General features: G+C 50.7%; 23 protein-coding genes. 13 read left to right on the plus strand and 10 right to left on the minus strand.

Annotation, left to right across the window (positions count from 1 at the left end; translation table 11 throughout):
- Window position 1: 1 nt before the first annotated feature.
- The 4 genes from K0T92_RS17850 to K0T92_RS17865 all read left to right on the plus strand — a co-directional run bounded on the left by K0T92_RS17850 (window position 2) and on the right by K0T92_RS17865 (window position 4,811).
- Window positions 2–1,738 (plus strand): glycoside hydrolase family 13 protein, encoded by a 1,737-nt coding sequence (locus tag K0T92_RS17850; protein ID WP_219873830.1) that lies wholly within the window; start codon window positions 2–4, stop codon window positions 1,736–1,738.
- A gap of 13 nt (window positions 1,739–1,751) precedes the next feature.
- Window positions 1,752–3,038, plus strand: coding sequence for an extracellular solute-binding protein (locus K0T92_RS17855; protein ID WP_219873831.1), 1,287 nt, complete (start codon window positions 1,752–1,754; stop codon window positions 3,036–3,038).
- 65 nt (window positions 3,039–3,103) lie between these two features.
- Entirely contained in the window at window positions 3,104–3,973 is an 870-nt protein-coding gene (locus K0T92_RS17860; protein WP_219873832.1) for a carbohydrate ABC transporter permease, read from the plus strand.
- Between the two features lie 13 nt (window positions 3,974–3,986).
- Entirely contained in the window at window positions 3,987–4,811 is an 825-nt protein-coding gene (locus K0T92_RS17865) for a carbohydrate ABC transporter permease (protein ID WP_219873833.1), read from the plus strand.
- A gap of 425 nt (window positions 4,812–5,236) precedes the next feature.
- On the opposite strand, the gene K0T92_RS17870 is transcribed toward K0T92_RS17865, so the two are convergent.
- The 3 genes from K0T92_RS17870 to K0T92_RS17880 are packed head-to-tail and all read right to left on the minus strand — an operon-like array spanning window position 5,237 to window position 6,693.
- A complete protein-coding gene (locus K0T92_RS17870; RefSeq protein ID WP_219873834.1) occupies window positions 5,237–5,608 on the minus strand; it encodes an EamA family transporter in 372 nt (123 codons plus the stop codon).
- Complete coding sequence (locus K0T92_RS17875) at window positions 5,605–5,967, minus strand: DUF2304 domain-containing protein (RefSeq protein ID WP_219873835.1); 363 nt, start codon at window positions 5,965–5,967, stop codon at window positions 5,605–5,607. Before K0T92_RS17875 ends, K0T92_RS17870 begins: the two co-directional genes overlap by 4 nt.
- A gap of 15 nt (window positions 5,968–5,982) precedes the next feature.
- Window positions 5,983–6,693, minus strand: a complete 711-nt coding sequence (locus K0T92_RS17880) for a glycosyltransferase family 2 protein (protein WP_219873836.1) — start codon at window positions 6,691–6,693, stop codon at window positions 5,983–5,985.
- A gap of 113 nt (window positions 6,694–6,806) precedes the next feature.
- Between K0T92_RS17880 and K0T92_RS17885 the strand changes: the two genes are divergently transcribed.
- Window positions 6,807–8,090, plus strand: coding sequence for an ArnT family glycosyltransferase (locus tag K0T92_RS17885; RefSeq protein WP_219873837.1), 1,284 nt, complete (start codon window positions 6,807–6,809; stop codon window positions 8,088–8,090).
- Window positions 8,091–8,161: 71 nt separating this feature from the next.
- A complete protein-coding gene (locus tag K0T92_RS17890; protein WP_219873838.1) occupies window positions 8,162–8,875 on the plus strand; it encodes a hypothetical protein in 714 nt (237 codons plus the stop codon).
- A gap of 649 nt (window positions 8,876–9,524) precedes the next feature.
- On the opposite strand, the gene K0T92_RS17895 is transcribed toward K0T92_RS17890, so the two are convergent.
- The 4 genes from K0T92_RS17895 to mnmL form a co-directional block, all read right to left on the minus strand.
- Window positions 9,525–10,493: a type I phosphomannose isomerase catalytic subunit gene (locus K0T92_RS17895; RefSeq protein WP_219873839.1), complete on the minus strand. Its 969-nt coding sequence runs from the start codon at window positions 10,491–10,493 to the stop codon at window positions 9,525–9,527.
- A gap of 20 nt (window positions 10,494–10,513) precedes the next feature.
- On the minus strand, window positions 10,514–10,906 hold the full coding sequence (locus K0T92_RS17900) for a VOC family protein (RefSeq protein WP_219873840.1): 393 nt from the start codon (window positions 10,904–10,906) through the stop codon (window positions 10,514–10,516).
- A 129-nt stretch (window positions 10,907–11,035) separates the two neighbouring features.
- Window positions 11,036–11,677, minus strand: coding sequence for a tRNA 5-(aminomethyl)-2-thiouridylate-methyltransferase MnmM (gene mnmM, locus K0T92_RS17905; protein WP_219873841.1), 642 nt, complete (start codon window positions 11,675–11,677; stop codon window positions 11,036–11,038).
- A 1-nt stretch (window position 11,678) separates the two neighbouring features.
- On the minus strand, window positions 11,679–12,650 hold the full coding sequence (mnmL, locus tag K0T92_RS17910) for a tRNA modification radical SAM protein MnmL/YtqA (protein ID WP_219873842.1): 972 nt from the start codon (window positions 12,648–12,650) through the stop codon (window positions 11,679–11,681).
- A 368-nt stretch (window positions 12,651–13,018) separates the two neighbouring features.
- Between mnmL and K0T92_RS17915 the strand changes: the two genes are divergently transcribed.
- Together K0T92_RS17915 and trmB are read left to right on the plus strand one after the other, a co-directional pair.
- A complete protein-coding gene (locus K0T92_RS17915; RefSeq protein ID WP_219873843.1) occupies window positions 13,019–13,222 on the plus strand; it encodes a hypothetical protein in 204 nt (67 codons plus the stop codon).
- Between the two features lie 145 nt (window positions 13,223–13,367).
- Window positions 13,368–14,150, plus strand: a complete 783-nt coding sequence (gene trmB, locus K0T92_RS17920) for a tRNA (guanosine(46)-N7)-methyltransferase TrmB (protein ID WP_219873844.1) — start codon at window positions 13,368–13,370, stop codon at window positions 14,148–14,150.
- Here the strand turns inward: trmB and K0T92_RS17925 are convergent.
- A complete protein-coding gene (locus K0T92_RS17925; RefSeq protein ID WP_343223736.1) occupies window positions 14,069–14,797 on the minus strand; it encodes a phosphatase PAP2 family protein in 729 nt (242 codons plus the stop codon). The genes trmB and K0T92_RS17925 overlap by 82 nt on opposite strands.
- A 461-nt stretch (window positions 14,798–15,258) precedes the next feature.
- On the opposite strand from K0T92_RS17925, the gene K0T92_RS17930 reads away from it, so the two are divergent.
- The 4 genes from K0T92_RS17930 to rplT all read left to right on the plus strand — a co-directional run bounded on the left by K0T92_RS17930 (window position 15,259) and on the right by rplT (window position 17,940).
- The gene (locus K0T92_RS17930) at window positions 15,259–16,497 is read left to right on the plus strand and encodes a glycosyltransferase family 2 protein (RefSeq protein ID WP_219873876.1); all 1,239 of its coding nucleotides are present in this window, start codon (window positions 15,259–15,261) and stop codon (window positions 16,495–16,497) included.
- Between the two features lie 248 nt (window positions 16,498–16,745).
- A complete protein-coding gene (gene infC, locus K0T92_RS17935; RefSeq protein ID WP_219873877.1) occupies window positions 16,746–17,300 on the plus strand; it encodes a translation initiation factor IF-3 in 555 nt (184 codons plus the stop codon).
- 28 nt (window positions 17,301–17,328) lie between these two features.
- Entirely contained in the window at window positions 17,329–17,529 is a 201-nt protein-coding gene (rpmI, locus tag K0T92_RS17940) for a 50S ribosomal protein L35 (RefSeq protein WP_219873845.1), read from the plus strand.
- Between the two features lie 51 nt (window positions 17,530–17,580).
- Window positions 17,581–17,940 (plus strand): 50S ribosomal protein L20, encoded by a 360-nt coding sequence (rplT, locus tag K0T92_RS17945; protein ID WP_219873846.1) that lies wholly within the window; start codon window positions 17,581–17,583, stop codon window positions 17,938–17,940.
- A 139-nt stretch (window positions 17,941–18,079) separates the two neighbouring features.
- Here rplT and K0T92_RS17950 read toward each other — a convergent pair whose 3' ends face one another.
- Entirely contained in the window at window positions 18,080–19,663 is a 1,584-nt protein-coding gene (locus tag K0T92_RS17950) for an esterase/lipase family protein (RefSeq protein WP_219873847.1), read from the minus strand.
- Between the two features lie 189 nt (window positions 19,664–19,852).
- Here K0T92_RS17950 and K0T92_RS17955 point away from each other — a divergent pair, with 189 nt between their 5' ends.
- Window positions 19,853–20,254, plus strand: a complete 402-nt coding sequence (locus tag K0T92_RS17955; protein WP_219873848.1) for a hypothetical protein — start codon at window positions 19,853–19,855, stop codon at window positions 20,252–20,254.
- Between the two features lie 49 nt (window positions 20,255–20,303).
- Here K0T92_RS17955 and K0T92_RS17960 read toward each other — a convergent pair whose 3' ends face one another.
- Window positions 20,304–20,759 (minus strand): GNAT family N-acetyltransferase, encoded by a 456-nt coding sequence (locus K0T92_RS17960; RefSeq protein WP_219873849.1) that lies wholly within the window; start codon window positions 20,757–20,759, stop codon window positions 20,304–20,306.
- Window positions 20,760–21,057: the final 298 nt, after the last annotated feature.

The following is a 21,057-nucleotide window of genomic DNA, read 5'->3' on the forward strand; positions in this document are numbered from 1 at the left end:
CATGGCAATGACAAACTATTACGGACATGATCCCATTACAGAAACAACTTTGGTGTCTCTGCAGCAATTGGAAATACGGCTTAGGCTGCCGCGCAATGCGCAGGATGTGCAATTGGTGCACTGGAATAAGTACAAGCTTGAGCAGTACGGCATCCGGCAGCAGGCCATGACGAAATGGGCCGAAGGGGATGGAACGGCATTTTACCGCACAATATTGAAGGGTGAGGAAGCCCGCATCCGGTATCTTCAGTATACGTTTCAATACGAGATTGACGGTGAGACGGTATGGTTGAGCGGTGATGGCGTTCAAGCAGCCAACATGATGAAAGGGAGCTATTCCTTCTCCTATGCGGGTGACCGCGATATCGTAAGCAAGCCGGAGTGGATCAACAGCCGGGTGTGGTACCAAATCTTCCCGGAGCGGTTCTGCAACGGGGACGCCTCCATTAATCCGGAAGGAACGGAGCCATGGGGCAGCGAGCCGACAAGAGATAATTTCATGGGGGGTGATCTGCGTGGAATGATAGACAAGCTGGATTACCTAAGCAGTCTCGGAATCAATGCGCTCTATCTGAATCCGATCTTCACCTCACGGTCCAATCACAAGTACGACACCGTCGATTATTTCGAAATTGATCCGCAATTCGGAACGGCTCAGGATCTCAGGGAGCTCGTAAGTGAATGCCATAAACGCGATATTAAAGTGGTGCTTGATCTTGTATTCAATCATTGCGGTTATTATCATCCTTACTTCCAGGACGTGGTCCAGCGCGGTGAAAGCTCGGTCTACAAGGACTGGTTCTACATCAATGAATATCCGGTGGTGCGAAGCGAGGAACGGTATGATTCCGTAGGCTATTATCAGTGGATGCCCAAGCTGCGGACATCAAACCCCGAAGTAAAGCAGTTCGTCTTTGATATCGTCTCCTTTTGGCAGAAGGAAACGGGCATTGACGGCTGGAGAATTGATGTCGCAGATGAGGTTGAAATCAGCTTCTTGCGGGAGCTGAAATCGTATGTCAAGACGGTTAATCCTAACGCTTTTATTATTGCAGAAATCTGGTACGATGCCAAGGCCCTGATGATGTCAGGCGGCGTCGACAGTGTGATGAACTATGAATTGCGGACAATTCTGTTCGATTATGTGCTGGACCGCTCGATTACGCTTCAGCAATTTCACGGAAGACTCATCCGGCTGGCGCACCGGTATTCGCTTGCAGAGCTGCACCAAATGTTCAATCTGCTGGGCAGCCATGATACGGAGCGCATTCTGACCAGATGCGGGGAACGGGAAGAGGATCTGCTGCTGCTGCTCGCGATCCAATTTGTATTCCCGGGCAATCCTGTCGTTTATTATGGTGATGAACTGGGAATGACAGGAGAGAACGACCCTGGCTGCCGTGGCAGCATGCCTTGGGACACAGTGGCGCCAGAACTGCCGCTGCTGCGCCAAATGCAGCAATGGATTGCCCGCAAGACGTCGGACTCCATTCTGCAGCAGGGAGAGCTGGAACTGGTCTATGCCGAAGGCTATGAGCTGTATGCGATCAAGCGCCGTTTGGAAGACCACACAGTAACCTTGCTGCTGAATTTCTCTTTAGAGCGCGCAGAGCTGGACACTGTCCTTCCGGTCTTTGGGATCGGTCCTGACGAGCTTGCGGACGGATATGCGACGATAGCGGACAGGCCTGCCGAGATAGGTCCAAGACAAGTTTTGTTATTCCATAACATACGATAAGGGGCGTACTTCTATGAAGATAAAGTCTTATATAGGTGCACTTGCTCTTCTGCTCGTTCTATCTTTGCTTGCGGCATGCGGATCGGACACGAACGGCAGCAACAATAATGGCACAGGGTCGGACGGCAAATCGGGCAAAGAGACGACACTTACGTTCTGGCATCATTACAGCACAGCCTCGCCGGAAGAAAAGACATTGACGGAGCAGCTTATTCCCCAGTTCGAGGCAGCAAATCCAGGCATTAAAGTGAAAGCGGTTGCTTATCCGTGGGATCAGCTTCATAAGAAGCTGCAAATCGGCGGCAGCAGCAATGATCTGCCAGATGTGGCCAGACTGGATATTATTTGGGTTCCGGAATTCCAGAAGCAGGGATTGCTCGTTGCATTGGATGAGAAGTTCGCAGACTTCGATGAGACGGCGAAGGGTCTTCTTGAGGGCCCGCTGTCCACAGGCAAAATCGGCGACCATTATTATGGCCTGCCGCTTAATACGAATACGAAGGTGTTGTTCTGGAACAAGGCGATGCTGGAAGGCAGCGGTCTGAGCAAAGCGCCGGAGACGACAGAGGAGTTCTTCACTGCAATCGCGCAGATCAAAGCACAATCGGGCAAGGCATGGGGCTTTGGCGAACCTGCTCTCCAGGGCTGGAATATACTGCCGTGGATATGGAGCAATGGCGGAGATGTATTGTCTCCTGCGATGGATACAGCCCAAGGATATCTGAACAGTCCGGCAACGGTTGATATTCTGACGAAGCTGAGAGCTGCTGCCCAGGCAGGCCAAATAGCCGGGTTCAAGCCAGGGGATGTTCCGGTAACGGAAGGCCATGCGCAAGGAAGCTATGCGATGATGGCAGAGGGGCCGTGGGCATTCGCCCAGTTTGAATCCCAATTCCCTGACTTCAAGGCAGGAACGGCGTACTTCCCTAGGGGCTCTGCTGGCTCCATACAAGTATTAGGCGGAGAAGATCTGGGAATCTTCAGTAAGGAGAACGGGGAGGAATCATGGAAATTCGTGAAGTTCCTTACCTCAGAGGCCGCCCAGGTCAGCATGGGCAAGGTAGGCCAAATTCCTGTGAATCTGAAGGCGATGGAGAATAGCGAGATCAAAAACATCGCGTATTTCGCACCGTTCCTTGAGCAGTTGAAAACGTCGAAGGCACGTCCTCCGGTCGCAGCATGGCCGCAGATCGACACGGTCATTAATGACACGATGTCCTCCATCTTCATGACGGACAGGGACATTAAGAGCGAGCTGGATCAGGCTGCGGCCAAAATCGATGAATTGTTAAAACAATAACAGCAAGAGGAGAAGCGCTTCGCACAGAATACGGCGGGCGCTTCTCCACTAAGGAGTTACAATATATGAACAAAAAAGGTGGACTTGCCGGGTACCTGTTCGCCGCTCCCGGATTTCTGTTCTTCTCGTTCTTTCTCTTATACCCGCTGCTGCGGAATTTCTTGTTCAGCTTCTATGATTTCAAGCTGACGAACTTGAACGACAAGACATTTACCGGGTTTGCGAACTATCTTCACGTGTTCCAGGATTCTGTCTTCTGGCTTTCATTGCGCAATATTATCATTTACGGGGTTATTTCCGTTCCGGGGCAGATGATTCTAGGCTTCCTGGTTGCTTATGCCCTCTATCAGAATCGCAAAGGCACGACTGTATTTCGGGTGTTCTATTTCTTGCCTGTCATTACATCATGGGTCGTAGCTTCATTGATATTCAAGTTCGTATTTACCGACCAAGGGCTGTTGAATTATATCATTACGGATACACTTCACTTAACGGATTCCACGATCAGCTGGCTTAGCGATCCTATGAAGGCGCTGCTCGTTATCAGCTTCCTCGGCATATGGAAGGGCGTCGGATGGGTGATGGTCATTTATTTGGCCGCTCTGCAAGGCGTGCCCAAGGAAATGTATGAAGCAGCATCCCTGGATGGATGCAATGGCTGGCAGAAGATCCGCTATATTACGCTGCCAGCTGTCCGTTCCACGACGCTGTTTATCCAGCTTATGCTTATTATCGGCGCCTTTAACGTCTTCACATCCGTCTATCTGGTTACTAACGGCGGGCCTATGCATGAAACAGAAGTTATGCTGACGTGGATGTATCAGAAGGCTTTCACGGAATATGATCTCGGGTATGCATCAGCGCTTTCCTACGTGTTCGCTGTCTTGATTGCCGGCTTGACATTCATTCAATTCCGGTTGAACAAAAGGGACTAAGGAGGCGGACAGGATGCGAATATGGAAATCGGTTATTCTGTACGGATTGCTGACAGCAGGTGCAGTGCTTTCGGTATATCCGCTTATCTATATGGTTCTGACGGCCTTTAAGCCGATGACCCTGCTCTTCGAATTTCCCCCCAAGCTCATTCCATCTGAGCTGACATGGGCGAATTTTGCCGAGGCGTGGGCCAGTCAGAATTTCTCTGTTTATATGCTTAATAGTGTTATCGTTACGATGGCGAGCTTTGTGCTGATCTTCGGCTTCTCTTCCATGCTGGCGTTCTCATTCTCCCGGTTTCAATTCCGCGGGAAGCGGCTTATCTTCGCCATTCTGATGGGAAGTCTGGTCATTCCGAGCCTAACGCTCATTATTCCGCAGTTCATGCTCATCCGGGAGATAGGAATGTTCGACTCGCATTGGGGATTAATTACGGTCTACGCCGCCGGAGGAATTCCATTCACGACCTTCCTGCTAAAAGGGTTCTTCGATTCCATATCGCGTGATATCGATGAATCGGTAGAGATGGATGGAGGCAATGCGTTCAAGCTGTTCACCGCAATCATCCTGCCGCTGTCGAAGCCGGCCTTCGTCCCGGCAACGATATTTAATGCGCTTGTTGTGTGGGAGGAGTTTCCCTGGGCGCTGACGATCATCAATGATCCGTTGAAACGGACGCTGCCGATTGCGCTCGCCAACTTTCAAGGCCAGTACACGACGCAGTGGGGCATCGTATTTGCAGGATCATTAATCGCAATTGTGCCGATCATCGTGCTGTTTATTCTGCTGCAGCGTTATTTCGTAGCAGGGATCACGGCGGGAGCGGTTAAGGGTTAGTCACAAAGATCACACATCATGCGGAGGTAAGTAAAGCGTGATGGTTTGTGGTAAGCGGCAAGGTAAGTGAGGCGGTAAGTGAGACGGTAAGCGAGACAGTCAGCGAGGTGATAAGTGAGACCGTCAGCGAGGCGGTAAGCGAATCGGAAAGCCTGCTCAAGAGCAGGTTTTCCCGCTGAAATCTAGGATTTGAAGGAAAAGCCTGCAATGGAGCAGGCTTTTCAGCTATTTTACCCTCAATATAGAGTTCGGACGGAAAAAAGATGCAGGTTCGCAGGAATTCAGGTGAATTGGGTAAACAAACGGTCAAAAGGATGCACAATCGCAGGAATGTTAGCTGGCGCACCCATCTGGACTAGGGTTAAAAAGGAACCTTCAGCTCCACTTTTTATAGTGGTTATGAAGGTTCTTTGTGATCGGTTAAATTAAGCGTAACGCGCCGACAGGCCGATACAGGCCACTCCGGCGAGTATGAGCAGGCAGCCGACAATTTTCAGAGCGGACAGGGATTCGCCGAATATATAATAAGCGCCGAAGATGGAGATAATATAGGCCAGGCTTTGAATCGGATAAGCGAGGCTTAGATCGACCTTGGACACAATATAGAGCCACAGAACGGTTGCGAATCCGTAGATCATCAGACCTCCGAGAATATAAGGGGAGAACATTAGCTCGATGATGGTCCTCAAGCTCTCGAAAGGCTTGTCCCGCTGCATAAGCCCGTATTTCCAAAGGAATTGGCCTGTAACGAGCATCAGTGTATTGGCTAGAATAAGCCCGAATTGGAATAAGCTCAATTGGTTTCACGTCCCTCTGTTTGTTTCTGCAGTTCATTAATCTTCTTCTCCAGTACGGCGAACTCCTGTGTAAGTGTCTTGATACGGTCGGCTTGCTTCGACAGGCTGATTGTCTGCCTGACCAGCAGCCCCAGTATGAATATAATGGTGACCAGAAATGCGAAGGTAGGCATATATGCAATGCCGATCCACACCGCGAAACGGTTGAGCAGCGGGATGCAAATTGCGGCTACAACGCCTGCCGAGGCGGTTACGAGCCATAGAAAAGCATAACGGTCCTTCAGCTTGTGCGTCACTGTGAACTGGACGATGAGGCCAAGGAAGAACAGCGTTATAAGGATGGCGACAAATTGGTTCATGAACTATATCCTCCGTTATGAGAAGCTCTTGCGTATAAGCGAGAACATCGTTACCTTCATCATGTAGTAGATCGATTTCGACCAGTTGATAGAGGATGATCCGCCCTGCCGATTGCGCATTTCGACACTGATCTCCTTCAATTTGCGTCCGCGCTTGGACAAGCTGACCAGCACCTCGACTTCCGGGTAATCGGTGGGGTATGACATGGAGAACTGCTCGATCGTCGAACGGTTCACAATGCGGAAGCCTGAGGTAGGATCGTAGATGCGTACCCCTGTAAGCAAACGAACGAGCCAGTGAAAATAGAGGATGCCGCTGCGGCGAAGCGGACTTCCCCGGTAGCTGCTAAGTTCTACGAACCGTGAACCGATTACCATATCATAACCGCTTGCCTTGATTTCATTGACAAGCTTCTCAATATCCTCCGGTCGATGCTGCCCGTCGGCATCCAGTTGAATGGCGTACAGATAGCCGTTCTGATCGGCATAGCGGTAACCGCTTTGCATGGAGCCACCGATCCCGAGATTCACCGCGTGGCGCAGTGAGGGATAGCCTTCACGCTTTATAATGTCCGGCGTACGGTCCTTGGAGCCATCGTCAATAACGACGAAGTCATAAGGCGTGTGCCGCTTCAGTTCGCTGATTGTTCGAACAAGTGTCGCTTCCTCGTTATAGGCCGGTATAATGACAAGAATTTCACTATTGCGCTGCTGTACCATATTCATATGCCCTCTTTTCGATACCTTCATAGAACCATTTGCTTTCTTATAAACCTTATATAGTATAATAGAAAACGATGTCTGATAGAATACCAGTTATCTGGAAGGGAGTTTTTTTGTTGTTTTCTTTAAAGTCTGAGACACCCGCTGTACGAAGAACGCTCTATATTGTGATGGCGGCTGTTCTGATCATCAATGTCACCGTCGTATTATGGCTCGGTGATCATTTTCTGCTCGGTTCTTATGATAAACGTAATAACGATGATGTCAAATATGTCCATGCCGCGCAAATGCTCGTTGAGACGGGGACGCTTGTCTACAACAGCGGCGACAGACCGACGAATTACATTATGCCGACGATTCCCGTCATACTGAGCGGCTTCGTGGCGCTGTTTGACCGCGATACAGCAGTTATGGGATTCCGGCTGATGCAGTGTCTGATGCAGGCAGTGTCCGTGTACCTGTTATTTGTTGTCGCAAGATCAGTGCTGGGCAGCAGGGTAGCTGTTACGGCCGCTATAATTAGCGCCTTCTACATCCCTGATCTGTTCGCAGCAGGGGCGATTCTAACAGAATCGACGTTCAAACTGGTATTTTTGTTGCTGCTGTGCAGCACCATTCACGCATTTCGCCGCAAAACAGCGACAGCATACGTACTGGTGGGGATCATGCTGGGCCTCTCCTGCTATATTAAACCCCAGAGCGCTTTATTTCCAATCTGCTTGTTCATGATGTGGCTGGTTCAGAAGTACAGCTGGAAGGACATTGTGAAATTCACGGCGATTGTCGGGGTGTGCAGCATGCTGCTGCTTACGCCATGGTGGGTGCGCAACTATATGGCATTCGATCAATTTATCCCGTTCACGAAATCGACTGGAAATCCGATGCTGCTTGGGGCACTAGTTTATCGCGCAGCGCCGCCTCAGGGCTTCTACGACCAATACCCGGGCGAATATAAGGACGGCAAGCTGTTCGTTGGCAGCGACAGCGCTGAGCTGCGAACAGCCAAGCGCTTGATCGCTTACGGCTTTCAGCATCAGACGCTGGAATACACCTATTGGTTCACGGTCGGCAAGAGCATTCAATTGTTCGATACGCCATTCTATTCGCGTCCAGTGCCTGGACTGCCGAGACCGCTGATCAATGTGGAGCACTGGATATATGTGCTTGCCGGGTTCATAGGCATCGTTGTTACGGCCTTCCAAAGGCGCATTAAGCAATCGCTGCCGGTGCTGCTTCCTTTTCTCTATTTCTGGTTCATCCATCTTCCGTTTATTACTTTTGCCAGGTATGGGTATCCGCTGATGAGCATTCTGATCATATTCGCTGCGGCAGCTGTTGTAGCTGCTTTGGATCGGCGCTCGGGAAATCGAACCGGAGAAAGTGCGCTGCCTCAAGGTTAGCAAATGGGTGCAACCATTAACGTGGGGCTCTCGTCAACAAGGGTACACAAATGACAGAGGAAGTGTACCTTATGAAACGACTGCTCAGTGCCGCTCTTATGGCAATGGTACTGCTGGTTATCTCATCCTGTTCCGGCAGCAAGATATCTTTAGTAGGCAAAAAGTGTCCAGATGCAGAAATCGATTACATCAATGCGTTTAAATTTGACGGGATTACATACAGTGAGCTGTATGACAGCGACCTCTCCAAGGTAGAGAGGGGGGAGCGGATCGGCGAGATTGGCTATATGCTGTCCGGCCATGCTTGCTCGGATTATCAAATGCAGGATGGGGATGCGACTCTGCTGGATATCGGAACGGAGCTGTACAAGGTAAAGGGCTACAAGCAGCAATTCCGAATCTGGGCCGGCAATAAATTGTTTCAGGTGTCGAATAACCCATCGGCCTCCACAATTAAGGAGCTGTACGATATAGACGGCAGAATTGCTTCTGTCCGCTTCGAAAGCGGCATTGACGGCTCGCCGATGAATGCCTTCACCTCCAATGCAGTCGCCCTGTTCGCCGAAGAGTACATGAAGCTGAAGATCGAGGATGAGACTGCGCTGCGCAAACAAACGAAGAACCTGAGCGGAGACAGCTACTTTATGCGGATCACTCTGGATGACGGCACCTCGTTTCGCATTCTCTACTGGCTCAAGCATAATGTGATCAGTCCTGGCGCATATGCCACCGCTCAACTCAATGAGGTTGTGAACATGCAGCGGCAGCTCAACTATGTGGAATAAGTGGGGCTGGGGGCAACTCTCAGATCCCCGAGAGAATGGATGCTCTAAACGGCAGTGAAAGTTCCTGTGAAACTGCGGTTATTTTACTCGCTCTGGCCTGCGGAAGGCTGAATGCCTGCTGAAGTGCAGGTATTCAGCCCTGTATCGCCGCAATCGATTGGATTTGTATGAAATGCCTGCGCTATCGCAGGCATTTGCCATTTTTAGCTGCTTTTAACCGGAATTGCTGCACAATTGCAGGCTGCTGAGAAAGCTTGGTATGTTCCCGTCAACTAGGCTCCAAACGTGTGCCAGTGACTGACTTCAACATATCCGGACAGTAAAGAGAGGGAAGCCTGCGAAAGCGCAGGCATTTCAGCCAAAAGGAGCCGCTGAGGGCAGAAAGCCTGCGATGATGCAGGAATAAATGGCGGATCGGGCCGATATCGGGGAAAACCGGCGAAGTACCTGCGCTTTGGCAGGCATTCGGTCTTCAGCGGGCTGAAATTAGGAAAAGCCTGCCTATTCGCAGGTTATTGAATAGTCCGGCAGGTTTTCCCATCAACTAGTAGCTCTGCTTCTCTCCCGTCGATGTGAAATGATGCCAGTGGTAGAGAAAAAGAGCCAGAACAACGGTTGCCGTTATTCTGGCTCTTGCACTGACCCCCGTCTATGGGGCCATACTGCGCAGAACGGTCATGCTGCCATCCAGCGTGTAGCCGCCCAAGCTGGCAGGGAGCAGGAAGCACTCGCCGGCTTTGACAGCCTGCTTGCCGCCCTCCCAATTAATAGTTCCTGCACCTTCAGCGATGACGATAATAACGAAGCTCTCGGGTGTCGTCGCTAATGGCCAAGGAGCGCGCACCAGACCTTTCTCGACGATAAAATAAGGCGATTCCGCAATGCGGAGCCATTCATTGGCGCCGATGCCGTCTGTCTTCATGCGCTTGGCGCCTGCGCCTCCATAAGCGGTTACATTCAGTGAGTCTTCGACATGCAGCTCTCTGAGCTTGCCGTCAAGGCCAGGACGGTTATAATCGAACACGCGGTACGTCGTATCGGAATTTTGCTGAATTTCGGCAACGACTACGCCTGCGCATAATGCGTGAACAGTTCCTGCGGGAATGTAGAAGGCATCCCCTGCCTCAACAGGCACTTCCTGAAGGCAGTCCATAACCCGGCCTTCCTCGATAGCGGCGGAGAGGGCCTCACGATCAATTCCATCCTTGAGTCCATAAATGATCTTTGCCCCCGGCTTGGCATCGAGAATATACCACATCTCTGTCTTGCCGAGCTCGCCCTCCGGCAGTCCCTCATAGGAATCCGTTGGATGCACCTGAATCGACAGATCATCATTACAGTCCAATAGCTTGATAAGGAGGGGGAAGCGTCCGTTGCGTTCCGAGAAGCCTCTTGTTCCGAAGAACTCACGGCCGTATTTCTCCCGGATGTCATCCAGTCCAAGTCCCGCGAGCTCGCCGTTGACGACCTTCGTCGTGCCATTCGGATGGTCGCCTATCATCCAGCCCTCGCCGATCGCACCCTCTGGCAGCTGCAGCCCAAACCTCTCAAGTGCACGTCCGCCCCATATGCGTTCTTTCATCTCTGCCTGAAATTGAAGTGGATATGCTTGTACCAATGTAATCTCTCCCTCGTTTTTTATTTTGCCCCGGGCTGAAACATCTCCAGAAATTCACCGTCAGGACCATAAAAGAAGAAGTAACGGCTGCCGTTAGGCAATGTTGTAATCTCCGTGTCGCGAAGCGGTATGCCGAGTTCCTTGATGCGGTCGAATTCAGCTTCCACATCATCTACTGTGAATGCGATGTGATGCACCTTGCCCTCTGCCGGAAGGGAGTGATTGTAGCCTTCGATCAGCTCCACTTCTGTCTCTCTAGCATCTGCTCCTGCCAGAAATGCAAGGCGGATAACGCCATTTGTATGTACAATCGTATTCAAATGAATAAGACCGATAATCTCGGTGTAGAAGGAGATCGATTTCTCCAGGTTTGCCACCATAATGCCAACATGTTCAAGCTTGCGAACGGCCATCGCAATACCTCCTGTAATAAAATGGGTGAAGCGGACTTTTCTTCCGAGCCCTAACCTATTCAGTATAGCCGAGAAATGGTGCCCTTGCTACTATTGAGCCAGCCAGATGGCTCACAGCACGCACGCTTCTTATCTTTTCTCTACTGCGATCAGATAGGGGGAATCCGGCTTCTGGGCCATACGATACGAGATGGCTTGTCCGGCATGCTGCGGCAGGGCAGCTGCCCATTGCGCGACAGCAGCCGCCTCCTGATCGCCTCCGGCATGCCCGGGATAGACGACCGCTGTTACGATACCGCCAGGCCGCAGCAGGGACAGGGCGGCGTCCAGGGCGGCGAGCGTGGAATCCGGCTGTGTAATGACAGACGGATCGGCGTCGGCACCTGGCAAATAGCCGAGGTTGAACATGACCGCGGCGACTTGAGAGACTGACGATTTGCCCGATGGCGAGGGCAGCGGATGATGCGCTGCCGAGACTGCTGGCAGCTGATCTGCAGCGGCATAGGAAGCCATAGCCGCATGGCTGTCATGCACAAGATGCAGCTTAGGCAGCTTGCCCTCGGCCGCCAGCGGGGCGAGCCGCTCGTCAGTGCGCTGGAGCGCCTGCGCTTGAATGTCAAAGGCGAACACCGTACCGCGGGCGCCAACGAGCTCTGCGAGGAAGCGGGTATCGACCCCATTGCCGCATGTGGCGTCAATAACGGTATCTCCCGGAGACACGCGCTCCGAGATCAGCTTATGGGCCATGCTCAGCACCGATAGAAATCCCATTCTATCGCGCCTCCCACAGGCGGCCCTGCCAGGTCTGCCGGGCACGAAGCGCTGCATCTATGGCGTTCAGCACCTCCCACTTCTTGAGGCTCCACATCGGGCCGATTAGCAGCTCGCGCGGCGCATCGCCGGTCAGACGGTGAACGATCATGTCCGGCGGCAAAATTTCAAGCGTTTCCACAATCAGGTCAATGTACTCGTCCTGTTCCAGAAAACGAAGCAGGCCGGCTTCATACTGCTTCACCATCGGCGTCTTGCGCATTAGATGAAGCAGGTGGATTTTGATCCCCTGCACATCCATTGCTGCAACGGCTTTGCCGGTAGCAAGCATCATCTCGTGGGTCTCCTGGGGCAAGCCATAGATGATATGAGCGCAGACGCGTATGCCGCGGGCGCGCAGTCTGGAGACCGCATCCAGATAGCATGCCGTGTCATGAGCGCGGTTGATCAGCTGCGAGGTCGATTCATGAATCGTCTGCAGCCCCATCTCTACCCATAGATAGGTACGCTCATTCAGCTCAGCCAAATAATCGATTACATCATCAGGCAAACAGTCCGGTCTGGTCGCAATCGCCAGTCCCACAACTCCGGGCTGCTGCAAAATAACCTCATAATATTCTCTCAGCTCATCAACCGGGGCATAGGTGTTCGTATAAGCCTGAAAATAACCGATATACTGTGCCTCCGGCCATTTCTGATGCTGCCGGTCTCTTATCGTATTGAACTGTGTAACGAGATCATTCCTGCGGCTTCCGGCAAAATCACCCGATCCGCGAGCGCTGCAGAACGTGCAGCCTCCGGTGGCGATGGAGCCGTCCCGATTCGGACAGGTGAATCCGGCATCGAGCATGACCTTGAACACCTTGCCGCCGAACTGCTTCCGCATTTCTATATTCCAGGTATGAAATCGTTTGTCGCCCCAAAGTAAGGGCTCCAGGGTCAATCCAGCTTGCCCTGCGTCTGTTGTATGCATTGCTTGTGCTCCTCTTGCAATATAATCGGTTCATGTCCTGCAGGCGTACCATTGGCTAACGGCCATAAGACGTGTCAGGACGATTCGGTTTGGTTAATTATAATTGTAACGAAAAACGTTAAGGAACGCTATGCTGGAACGAGCCCAGGCCGCAATTTCGCTCCCTGCAAGGGATACAAAAGGGCGAAAAGAGCTGGGAATTTTCCAAACTTTATTTTCGAAAATCACTTGCTAAACCTTACATGATGTGTTAAATTAAAAGTGCGACAGATCAACATTTCCTTTCATTTTACTACTTATCACTCCCTTGTCATAGCAAGTCGGTTTTCTGGAAATAATGTAACAATTAAACCGTGAGGTGATGTGAAATGAACACACAGGTAAAGATCCCGCATGGGGATGAGAAAGTAACCGTTGAGCTTACGAGAAAAGAAATGATGGCGCTTGCCGGAATTCGCTTCCATGGCAATCACAACATCGAGGTGTCCGCGCGCAAGAAGCTGAACGAACTGCTCGAAGGACAGCTGGACTCAGGCAACGGGCAAGGCATTCCTCGCCAGCTGCTGAATTAATGAAGCAACCATAATCAAGACTTGAAGCCGCAGGGCATGGAGCCTTCCGGCTTTTTATTTTGCCTTAATGAAGGGAGAGGCTTTACATTCCAGGCGATGTTAGGCACAATAGGGACTAGTTTATTAATGGAGGAATTGAGCGACTATGCGTCTTAGAGGAAGAAAAGGAATACGTGAAAGTTTGGAAGCACAGCCTGAGCTGGTCATCCTTGATGCGGCGCCGATGAGAGGGCGCTGGCGGGAATTTTTCGGCAATGACAACCCGATCTATGTCGAGCTCGGGATGGGCAAAGGCCGTTTCATAAGCGATATGAGTGTGCGCAATCCGGAGATCAACTTTATCGGTGTGGACATGTATGATGAACTTATCCGCCGTGCCAGCGAGAAAGCCAGAATCGCATGGGCGGAGAAAGGTGCAGCCGAGCCGCCGAACCTGGCGCTGCTGCGTGCTAATATCGAAGGAATCGAAGCGATGTTCGCACCGGATGAGATTCATCGGATTCACTTGAACTTCAGTGATCCATGGCCGAAAAGCAAGCATGCCCGCAGACGATTGACGCATCCGCGTTTTGTGGAGAAATACAAAGAAATTTTGAATGATAGGGGAGAGATACATTTTAAGACGGACTCGCAATCGCTGTTCGAGTTCTCGCTTAACAGCTTTGCAGACATGGAGCTGCATATGCGCAATATCTCCCTGCATTTGCACAAGGAGCGCCTGCGCGACGATCTGGTGCTGACCGAATATGAAGCGAAGTTTGTCGAACGGGGCAACAACATTTATCGCGTGGAGGCCGTAATTGGCGACAAAGCGATAGCGGCTCACCGTGAAGCGAAGCAGGCCGCTCAGTTAAATGACCAGAACGCCGAGACGAGTACAGATGTAAGCGAGCCAAGCAATGCGCCTGCAGCAACGTCAGAGGGGTAATGAAGTCCCAGATACATGCGGGACCATGCAACCGATAGTCCGATCATGAGGGCAACAGGGAGCAGCAGAGCCAGCAGAGCGGCATCGATCAGCAGCCACGGTGTCAGCCAGGCGAATATGGCTGTCGTATGGCCGGAAGGAAAAGAGGAGTCGCACAGCGGCTTCCTGCATGTATGAACATGGGGCAGCGCCTGATAGGGGCGAAGCCTGCGAAAGTTCCGTTTAACGATGGCAACCGGAATATGGCTGATCGCAACTGCTGCCGCGCACTGCCATCCCGCAGATTGCCACGGCTCAGGAGCGAGAATTGCGCATAACAGGGCGGTGACAAGCGTGAAAGTAGCGCCGCCCATATGCGTAACTGCGCCAAGCCATCCTCCAAGCCACGCATTGACCACGGGCCGGGCAGGCCGGCGATTCGCCCACATCAGCATCCTCTGTTCATTCGCAAGCAGCCAGAACATCATCCGGTTCATAATTGCTCCCCCTTCAAAATTTGCCGAGAACTGCCTCGCCGTTATGGCCAGGTTCCGAAGCCAGAATGAAATGCCGAATGTCATAGATGCCGTTCGCAGCGCTTTATTTTTATTGTAGAACGGCTTTGTTCTCGTCGTGTCAACGGGATGCAAACGGTATATTAATATCAACCTCTGTTCATTCAGGAGCAGGGGTGAATAATATGCCCGATATTTGCCGTTTTACAATCGGCATTGGATGGTTAAGATGTTAGGGAGATCTATTCGTGGAGCGGCATATGGAGCCTGGACAATCGTTCACGATACCGTCACAGGAGCGAATAAATCGGTTGAAACTTTTCTTGATTCCAGATCGTTATTGATGTTATAACGTTTTTTTTTCGTAAAAGGGTGAAAATGAGAGCGAAACGACAGAAAAACTAGGTTTCAAAGCTGCTATTGCGTCACGCAAGCGATTTTCACCGCATTCTTGCCTATCTATGATCTTTTTGGGCTTTTGACAAAATGGCTTAAAGTGTGGAAAATCAATATGGTTGCAGTGTATACAAACAGACAAGCGCTGTAATTCATAACGATTACAATAAACAATAGAGAATATGAAAAATGGGGTCTCAAGGGGGCAGTATTTGCGTATGGTTAACATCCTTATTATTACGTTTCAAGTTTTTCTGGCGTTCGTCGGCGTTTACCAGTTCAGCATCTCCCTGTTTGGTATTATTAGAAAACGCAAGGAATTGCAGCACAAGCCACAGAAGTCATTTGCAGTTCTTGTAGCCGCGCACAACGAAGAGCAAGTAGTCGGAGCGCTCATCGAGAACTTGAAGAATCTCGACTATCCGAAGGAACTTTACGATATCTTTGTTATTTGCGACAACTGTACGGATGGTACGGCGGACATCGCCCGCAGCTACGGTGTCAACGCATGTGAACGGCATAATCAGCAGCTTCGGGGCAAAGGCTATGCGATTGAATGGATGCTCAAGGAACTGTGGGCAATGCCTCGTCAATATGATGCAATCGTCATGTTCGATGCGGACAATCTTGTAAATACCGATTTCCTGAACCACATGAATAACGATTTGTGCGAAGGACATCAAGTCATTCAAGCTTATCTGGACACGAAGAATCCGGAGGATTCCTGGGTTACCGCATCATACGGCATCACTTACTGGTACTGTAACCGCCTGTGGCAGCTTTCCCGGAAGAATCTGAAGATGGCCAACTTCCTCGGCGGCACTGGAATGTGCTTCGAGACGAAGCTGATGAAAGAAATGGGCTGGGGCGCTACAAGCCTGGTTGAGGATCTGGAGTTCTCGATGCGCTGTATCAAGCGCGGCATTCACCCTGTGCTGAACTATGAAGCCAAGGTGTATGACGAGAAGCCGCTGACGTTCAAGGCCTCTGCGCGTCAAAGACTGCGCTGGATGCAGGGACACTTTACCGTTGCCCGCCAATATTTCTTCCCGCTGCTCTGGTCAAGCATTAAAGAGCGTAATTTCATTAAGTTTGACGCTGCCATCTATTCAGCGTCCGTGTACAATACATTCCTTGGGTTCATCGTAACGGCGATGCTGTGGCTGGATAATCTGATCCCTGCGGACAATGTTTTCACTTCGATCTACTATTACATGCCTTGGTGGATCGCGGGCATAGTCATCACACTGACGCTCGTTATGTTCCCGCTTGTTATGGTGCTCGAAGGGATCAAGTCCCGCAAGATGTACGCGCACTTGTTCTCGATGATTATATTCCAGCTGTCATGGCTGCCGATCACGTTCTATGCGTTCTTCACGCAGAACAACAAGCAGTGGAGCCATACGCAGCATACACGTGTCATTCGTCTTGAAGAAGTACAAAGCAAACAAGTCTAAGCAGGTTCAATCAAAAAAGTGGATTGACAACCAAGCTGCCCATATGATACAGTATGTCGGTAGCACTTAAACTTGATGATGTAACGCACAAGCAGAAGCACCCGCTTCTCACCTGTCTGACGCCTGTCGGCTGGTTCGCGATCGATGATTGGAAATGGCAGCATTGCAATATGCGATGATTGAAATGCCGACAATCTTGGTTAATGGAATGCGGGTCCGTGCGGACTCGCATTTTTTATTTGCGCCGAATGGCGCTATTAAAGGGAACGAATATACGGAGGTGGCGAGTTATTAGCAGGGAACATCAAATCAACGATGAGATTCGGGCCAGAGAAGTACGTGTAGTAGGTGCTGAAGGGGAACAAATCGGAATCAAATTGTTGCGCGAAGCACTTCAGATGGCTATCGATGCCAATATGGACTTGGTCAACATCGCACCAACAGCCAAACCGCCTGTATGCCGCATCATGGATTACGGCAAATTCCGTTATGAGCAGCAGAAGAAAGAGAAAGAAGCAAGAAAGAACCAGAAGATCGTTGACATCAAGGAAGTTTGGTTCCGTGCCAACATTGACGAGAACGACTATCAGACGAAATTCCGCAATGTTGTCAAGTTCCTGAACGAAGGCGATAAAGTGAAATGCTCCGTGCGCTTCCGCGGTCGTGAGATTACACATGCCGCTGTCGGTCAACGAATACTGGACCGGCTTGCGAAGGAAGTTGCAGACTTGTGTGTCATGGAACGGGTGCCTAAGCTGGAAGGCCGAAGCATGATTATGATCCTGGCTCCTAAAAACAACTAACGATTATTTCCCTAAGGAGGAACACCAAATGCCTAAAATGAAAACGCACAGCAGTCTGAAAGACCGCTTCAAAATTACCGGTACTGGTAAAGTGAAACGGTTCAAAGCTTACAAAAACCACTTGCTCTCCGGCAAGTCGGCTCGTCAGAAGCGCGTACTGGCTACTCAGCCGTTGATGGCTGCGGGCGACGTTCGCCGCTTGAAACAAGGTCTTTCCAACTTGAAGTAATCCGCTAGCGGGATCTTATAGCTACAAACAACATTCGGGAGGTTTCTACTCATGGCAAGAGTTAAAGGCGGATTCGTCCGCGCACGTCGTCGTAAAAGAATTTTGAAACTTGCAAAAGGTTATTTCGGTTCCAAACACCGCTTATTCAAGACAGCTAAAGAGCAAGTGATGAAATCACTGCTCTACGCATACCGTGACCGCCGTCAACGGAAACGTGATTTCCGCAAACTGTGGATCGTTCGTATCAATGCTGCAGCTCGCCAGAACGGCTTGTCTTACAGCAAATTCATGTACGGCTTGAAACAAGCTGGCGTTGAAGTAAACCGCAAGATGCTTGCTGACCTTGCTGTTAATGATATCAATGCGTTCAACTCGCTTGCAGGCATCGCCAAAGAAAAAGTTAACGCCTAGATCGAGGAATCAGACAAGAACCTTCGAATCCGCTGTAATAGTGGCTTCGAAGGTTCTTTTTGTATCGCTTCTTCAGATTCAATTAAATTCCGCTAATAGGGGTGAAGATCATGACTATTAGCGGATAATGTTACGGATGTTATGGAGCAAATGTATTGCCCTGCTCATCGACAAATACGGATTTAATAACCGTACGCTGATATTTGAAGCCTTCCGCTGTCTCTCCTTCGATCTCTGCGGTTACATTGTAAACGCCTGTTCCTTCCGTTGTCGGGATCGAAAGCTCATCCACTGCTGCAAGCTGCTGTTCCTGCTGCTTGATCCGTTTCTTGCCTTGCTTGCCACCGAGCTTCTCTGAATCTTTACCAATAAAGTCGATGCTGTATGTAACCTTCGTCTTCTCTGCCTTCAGTCCATCTGTCTTCACCTTCAATTTCTTGCTGCCTTGCTCCTTCTGAAGCTTCACTTTATTCTTGCCCTTAGTGTTATATGCGACGGTGAACAAATATGCGCTTGGCTCGCCGCTGGCTGCCGATACCTTCCACTCGCCTGCGCCAGGCTTGTTGATCGTTGCGGTATGATGCCATGCTCCGCTGAATACATCCTCATCCACGAAAGAGGACACTTTCGCTTTGTGAACGGAGCCGTCCGGAGCTATAATCTCCAACTGGTGAAGGGGCTTGTCGCCTATCCAGTCAATGGTGACAGATGACACGTCATTTTCAACGGTGAACGTTTCGGAAGCCTGTCCATCATGTTGTCCGCCGCGAACGAATGATTGGCTTTCCTGCTCTTCTTGTGGAGTCTCTTCCTTTTTCTTGTCCTTCGCGGATGCGATCTCAACCAGGCTGCTGGATTTGGCGGCAGCGGTCTGGAGCACGAGATAGGGCTTGAGCAGGTTGAAGGTATTGGAGCCTTGCTTCACGCTGCTATGGTTCCAGTTGCCGATTTTGACCATTGTGCCGTTCGGCAGATGCGCATTGGCGACCGTTACTACTCCGTCGTTGGCTCCATAGCTGGAGAGGTAGAGTCCGCCGAAGAAATGAGCCGTGCTGCCAGAGTTCCAGTCCTTTCCTGCGAAAGTGAAAAATTTGTTCTTCCCTGCATTGGGATGGTTATTCGTGAGGGAACGGAAATAGGCCATATAGGACGTCTGCATGGAGTAGGTGCCGGGATTCTGGGCTCCGACCAGACTGGAGAGCCAGCTTGCCCAGCTGCTGTAGGCCAGATCCGCTAATTGGGAACCGTGATGCGGACTGCCCAGCGTAATGACGTTGGAGACATAGGGGTAAGCATTATAGTGAACAAGGGCACTCTGGGTATCCACACCACCTTTGCTGTGGGCGACAATAACGAGTTTTTTGCCGAAATACTCGCTGATTTCCTTGATCTTGGCAGCTAATAGCTGGCCGTTGTCCCACATGCTCTGGGATGTTCCGGTAATGTCGTGCAGATTGATGTACGCTGTTTGGTAACCGCTGTTGTAGGCAAACTGATACATATCGTTGTTGTCGTACCAGCTGGCGGCGCTGCCGTTCAAGCCGTGGACGAACAGGATGGCAGGCTTGCCGGGATCAATGACAGCGGGGTTGGTGCCGGGGGACCAGGAGCCGGGAATTCCGCCGGTGTTGGGATTGATTGCGCCTCCGGCTTGTGTTGGAACAATGAATACGGTTACAGCAAGTACCAAGGCGAGCAGTAGTGATGAGCCTTTCTTTAACATAATTCTCCTCCTTCATGGATAAGTTCAGTACCCATTATAAAGGGAGAACTTGCTGGATAATATATTAATTTAAAGAAATTAATTAAATTTTAGGTAAAAATCAAAATTGCCGAAAAGAGGACAGAGATACAGTCCGATTGTTCCGGCATGGCATATGGTATAGGACAACGGGATAAGGAGGGAATACGCATGCGCGTATCCAAAGAGCAAGCTCGCAAGCTTGTTGGCAAGACGATCTATGCGGTTCGCAAGGATGGCTCGATCGCTACGGGAAAGCTCGTTCGTGTGCATCGGAACAAGCTGTATTTGCAGCCGGTGGGCAAGGATAAAGGGAAAGTTGTTAGAACTAAAGCGATTTTGCCGCTCGTATTGTTCGATTTGCTTGCTATCAGCACACTTCCATTTGCTTTCGGCGGCGGTTTTGGCGGAGGCTTCGGAGGGGGCTTTGGTGGAGGTGGATGTTGCGGTGGAGGCGGCTATGGACCCGGACCAGTCGGTCCAGGGGCTTACGGCCCCTACAACGGCTTCGATGGCGGATGCTGTCAGCAGCCTTACGGCGGCGCCGGCGGCGGGTATAACAACTTTTACTAGGAGCAGCACGCAGGCTGCATAATGAATGCCGGGGCAACAGCCGCGGCAGCTAGAAAGGAAATTTCAGCGGTTTAATCATTTCATACAGCCTCAGCTCGGGATAATGGCGGATCGTCTTGTATCCGATACGGGCGTACAAACGTGATGCCCTGGGGTTGATATCATCTACGAATAAACGCGCTATGCTGCATCCTTGAGCACGTCCATATGCCTCACCTTGTGCCATCAGCATTGTGCCGGCTTGCTTGCCGCGGTGATTGGGATGAACGGCGAGCATGTCGAAGAGAAGTGTTTCACCTATTGTCACAAGGTGAACAAATCCCTGAGGCTTGCTCGTTTTTGTTCGTGAGGATACGAAGGTGACGCCGCGTCGAAGCCGTTTGGGCAGATCTCTGATTGTACTGGCATCGCGCGGATGCGCGGTATATGAGAGCGGGATCAGCTCCGTCTTGATTAAGCGGATGATCTCGGCATCATCGGTTCGCGGTCGCCTGAATCTGATCATGAAATTATCCCGCCTTTAATTTATTTGGATACGATATGGAAGGTATGCCGATATCGTCATCCTGCATTGTATGACGGGGGCGGAGTGGATGCGCTTGTTAGGGCGGATTTCAGGCGGATAACTTTTTGCAGGGATACATAAGCTAGAACTTGACGAACCGGAATGCGAAGCATATAATAAGTTTTAAGCTAATATTGTTATCTGCTATGAAGAGGACGAAGTGTTAAGGGCTCTTTTGCTCAGAGAGCGGACGGATCTGCTGCAACCGTCGCCAAAACCCCTTTCCAACGAGCTCACC

It is taken from the genome of Paenibacillus oenotherae (assembly GCF_019443105.1).
Taxonomy (GTDB): domain Bacteria; phylum Bacillota; class Bacilli; order Paenibacillales; family Paenibacillaceae; genus Paenibacillus_Z; species Paenibacillus_Z oenotherae.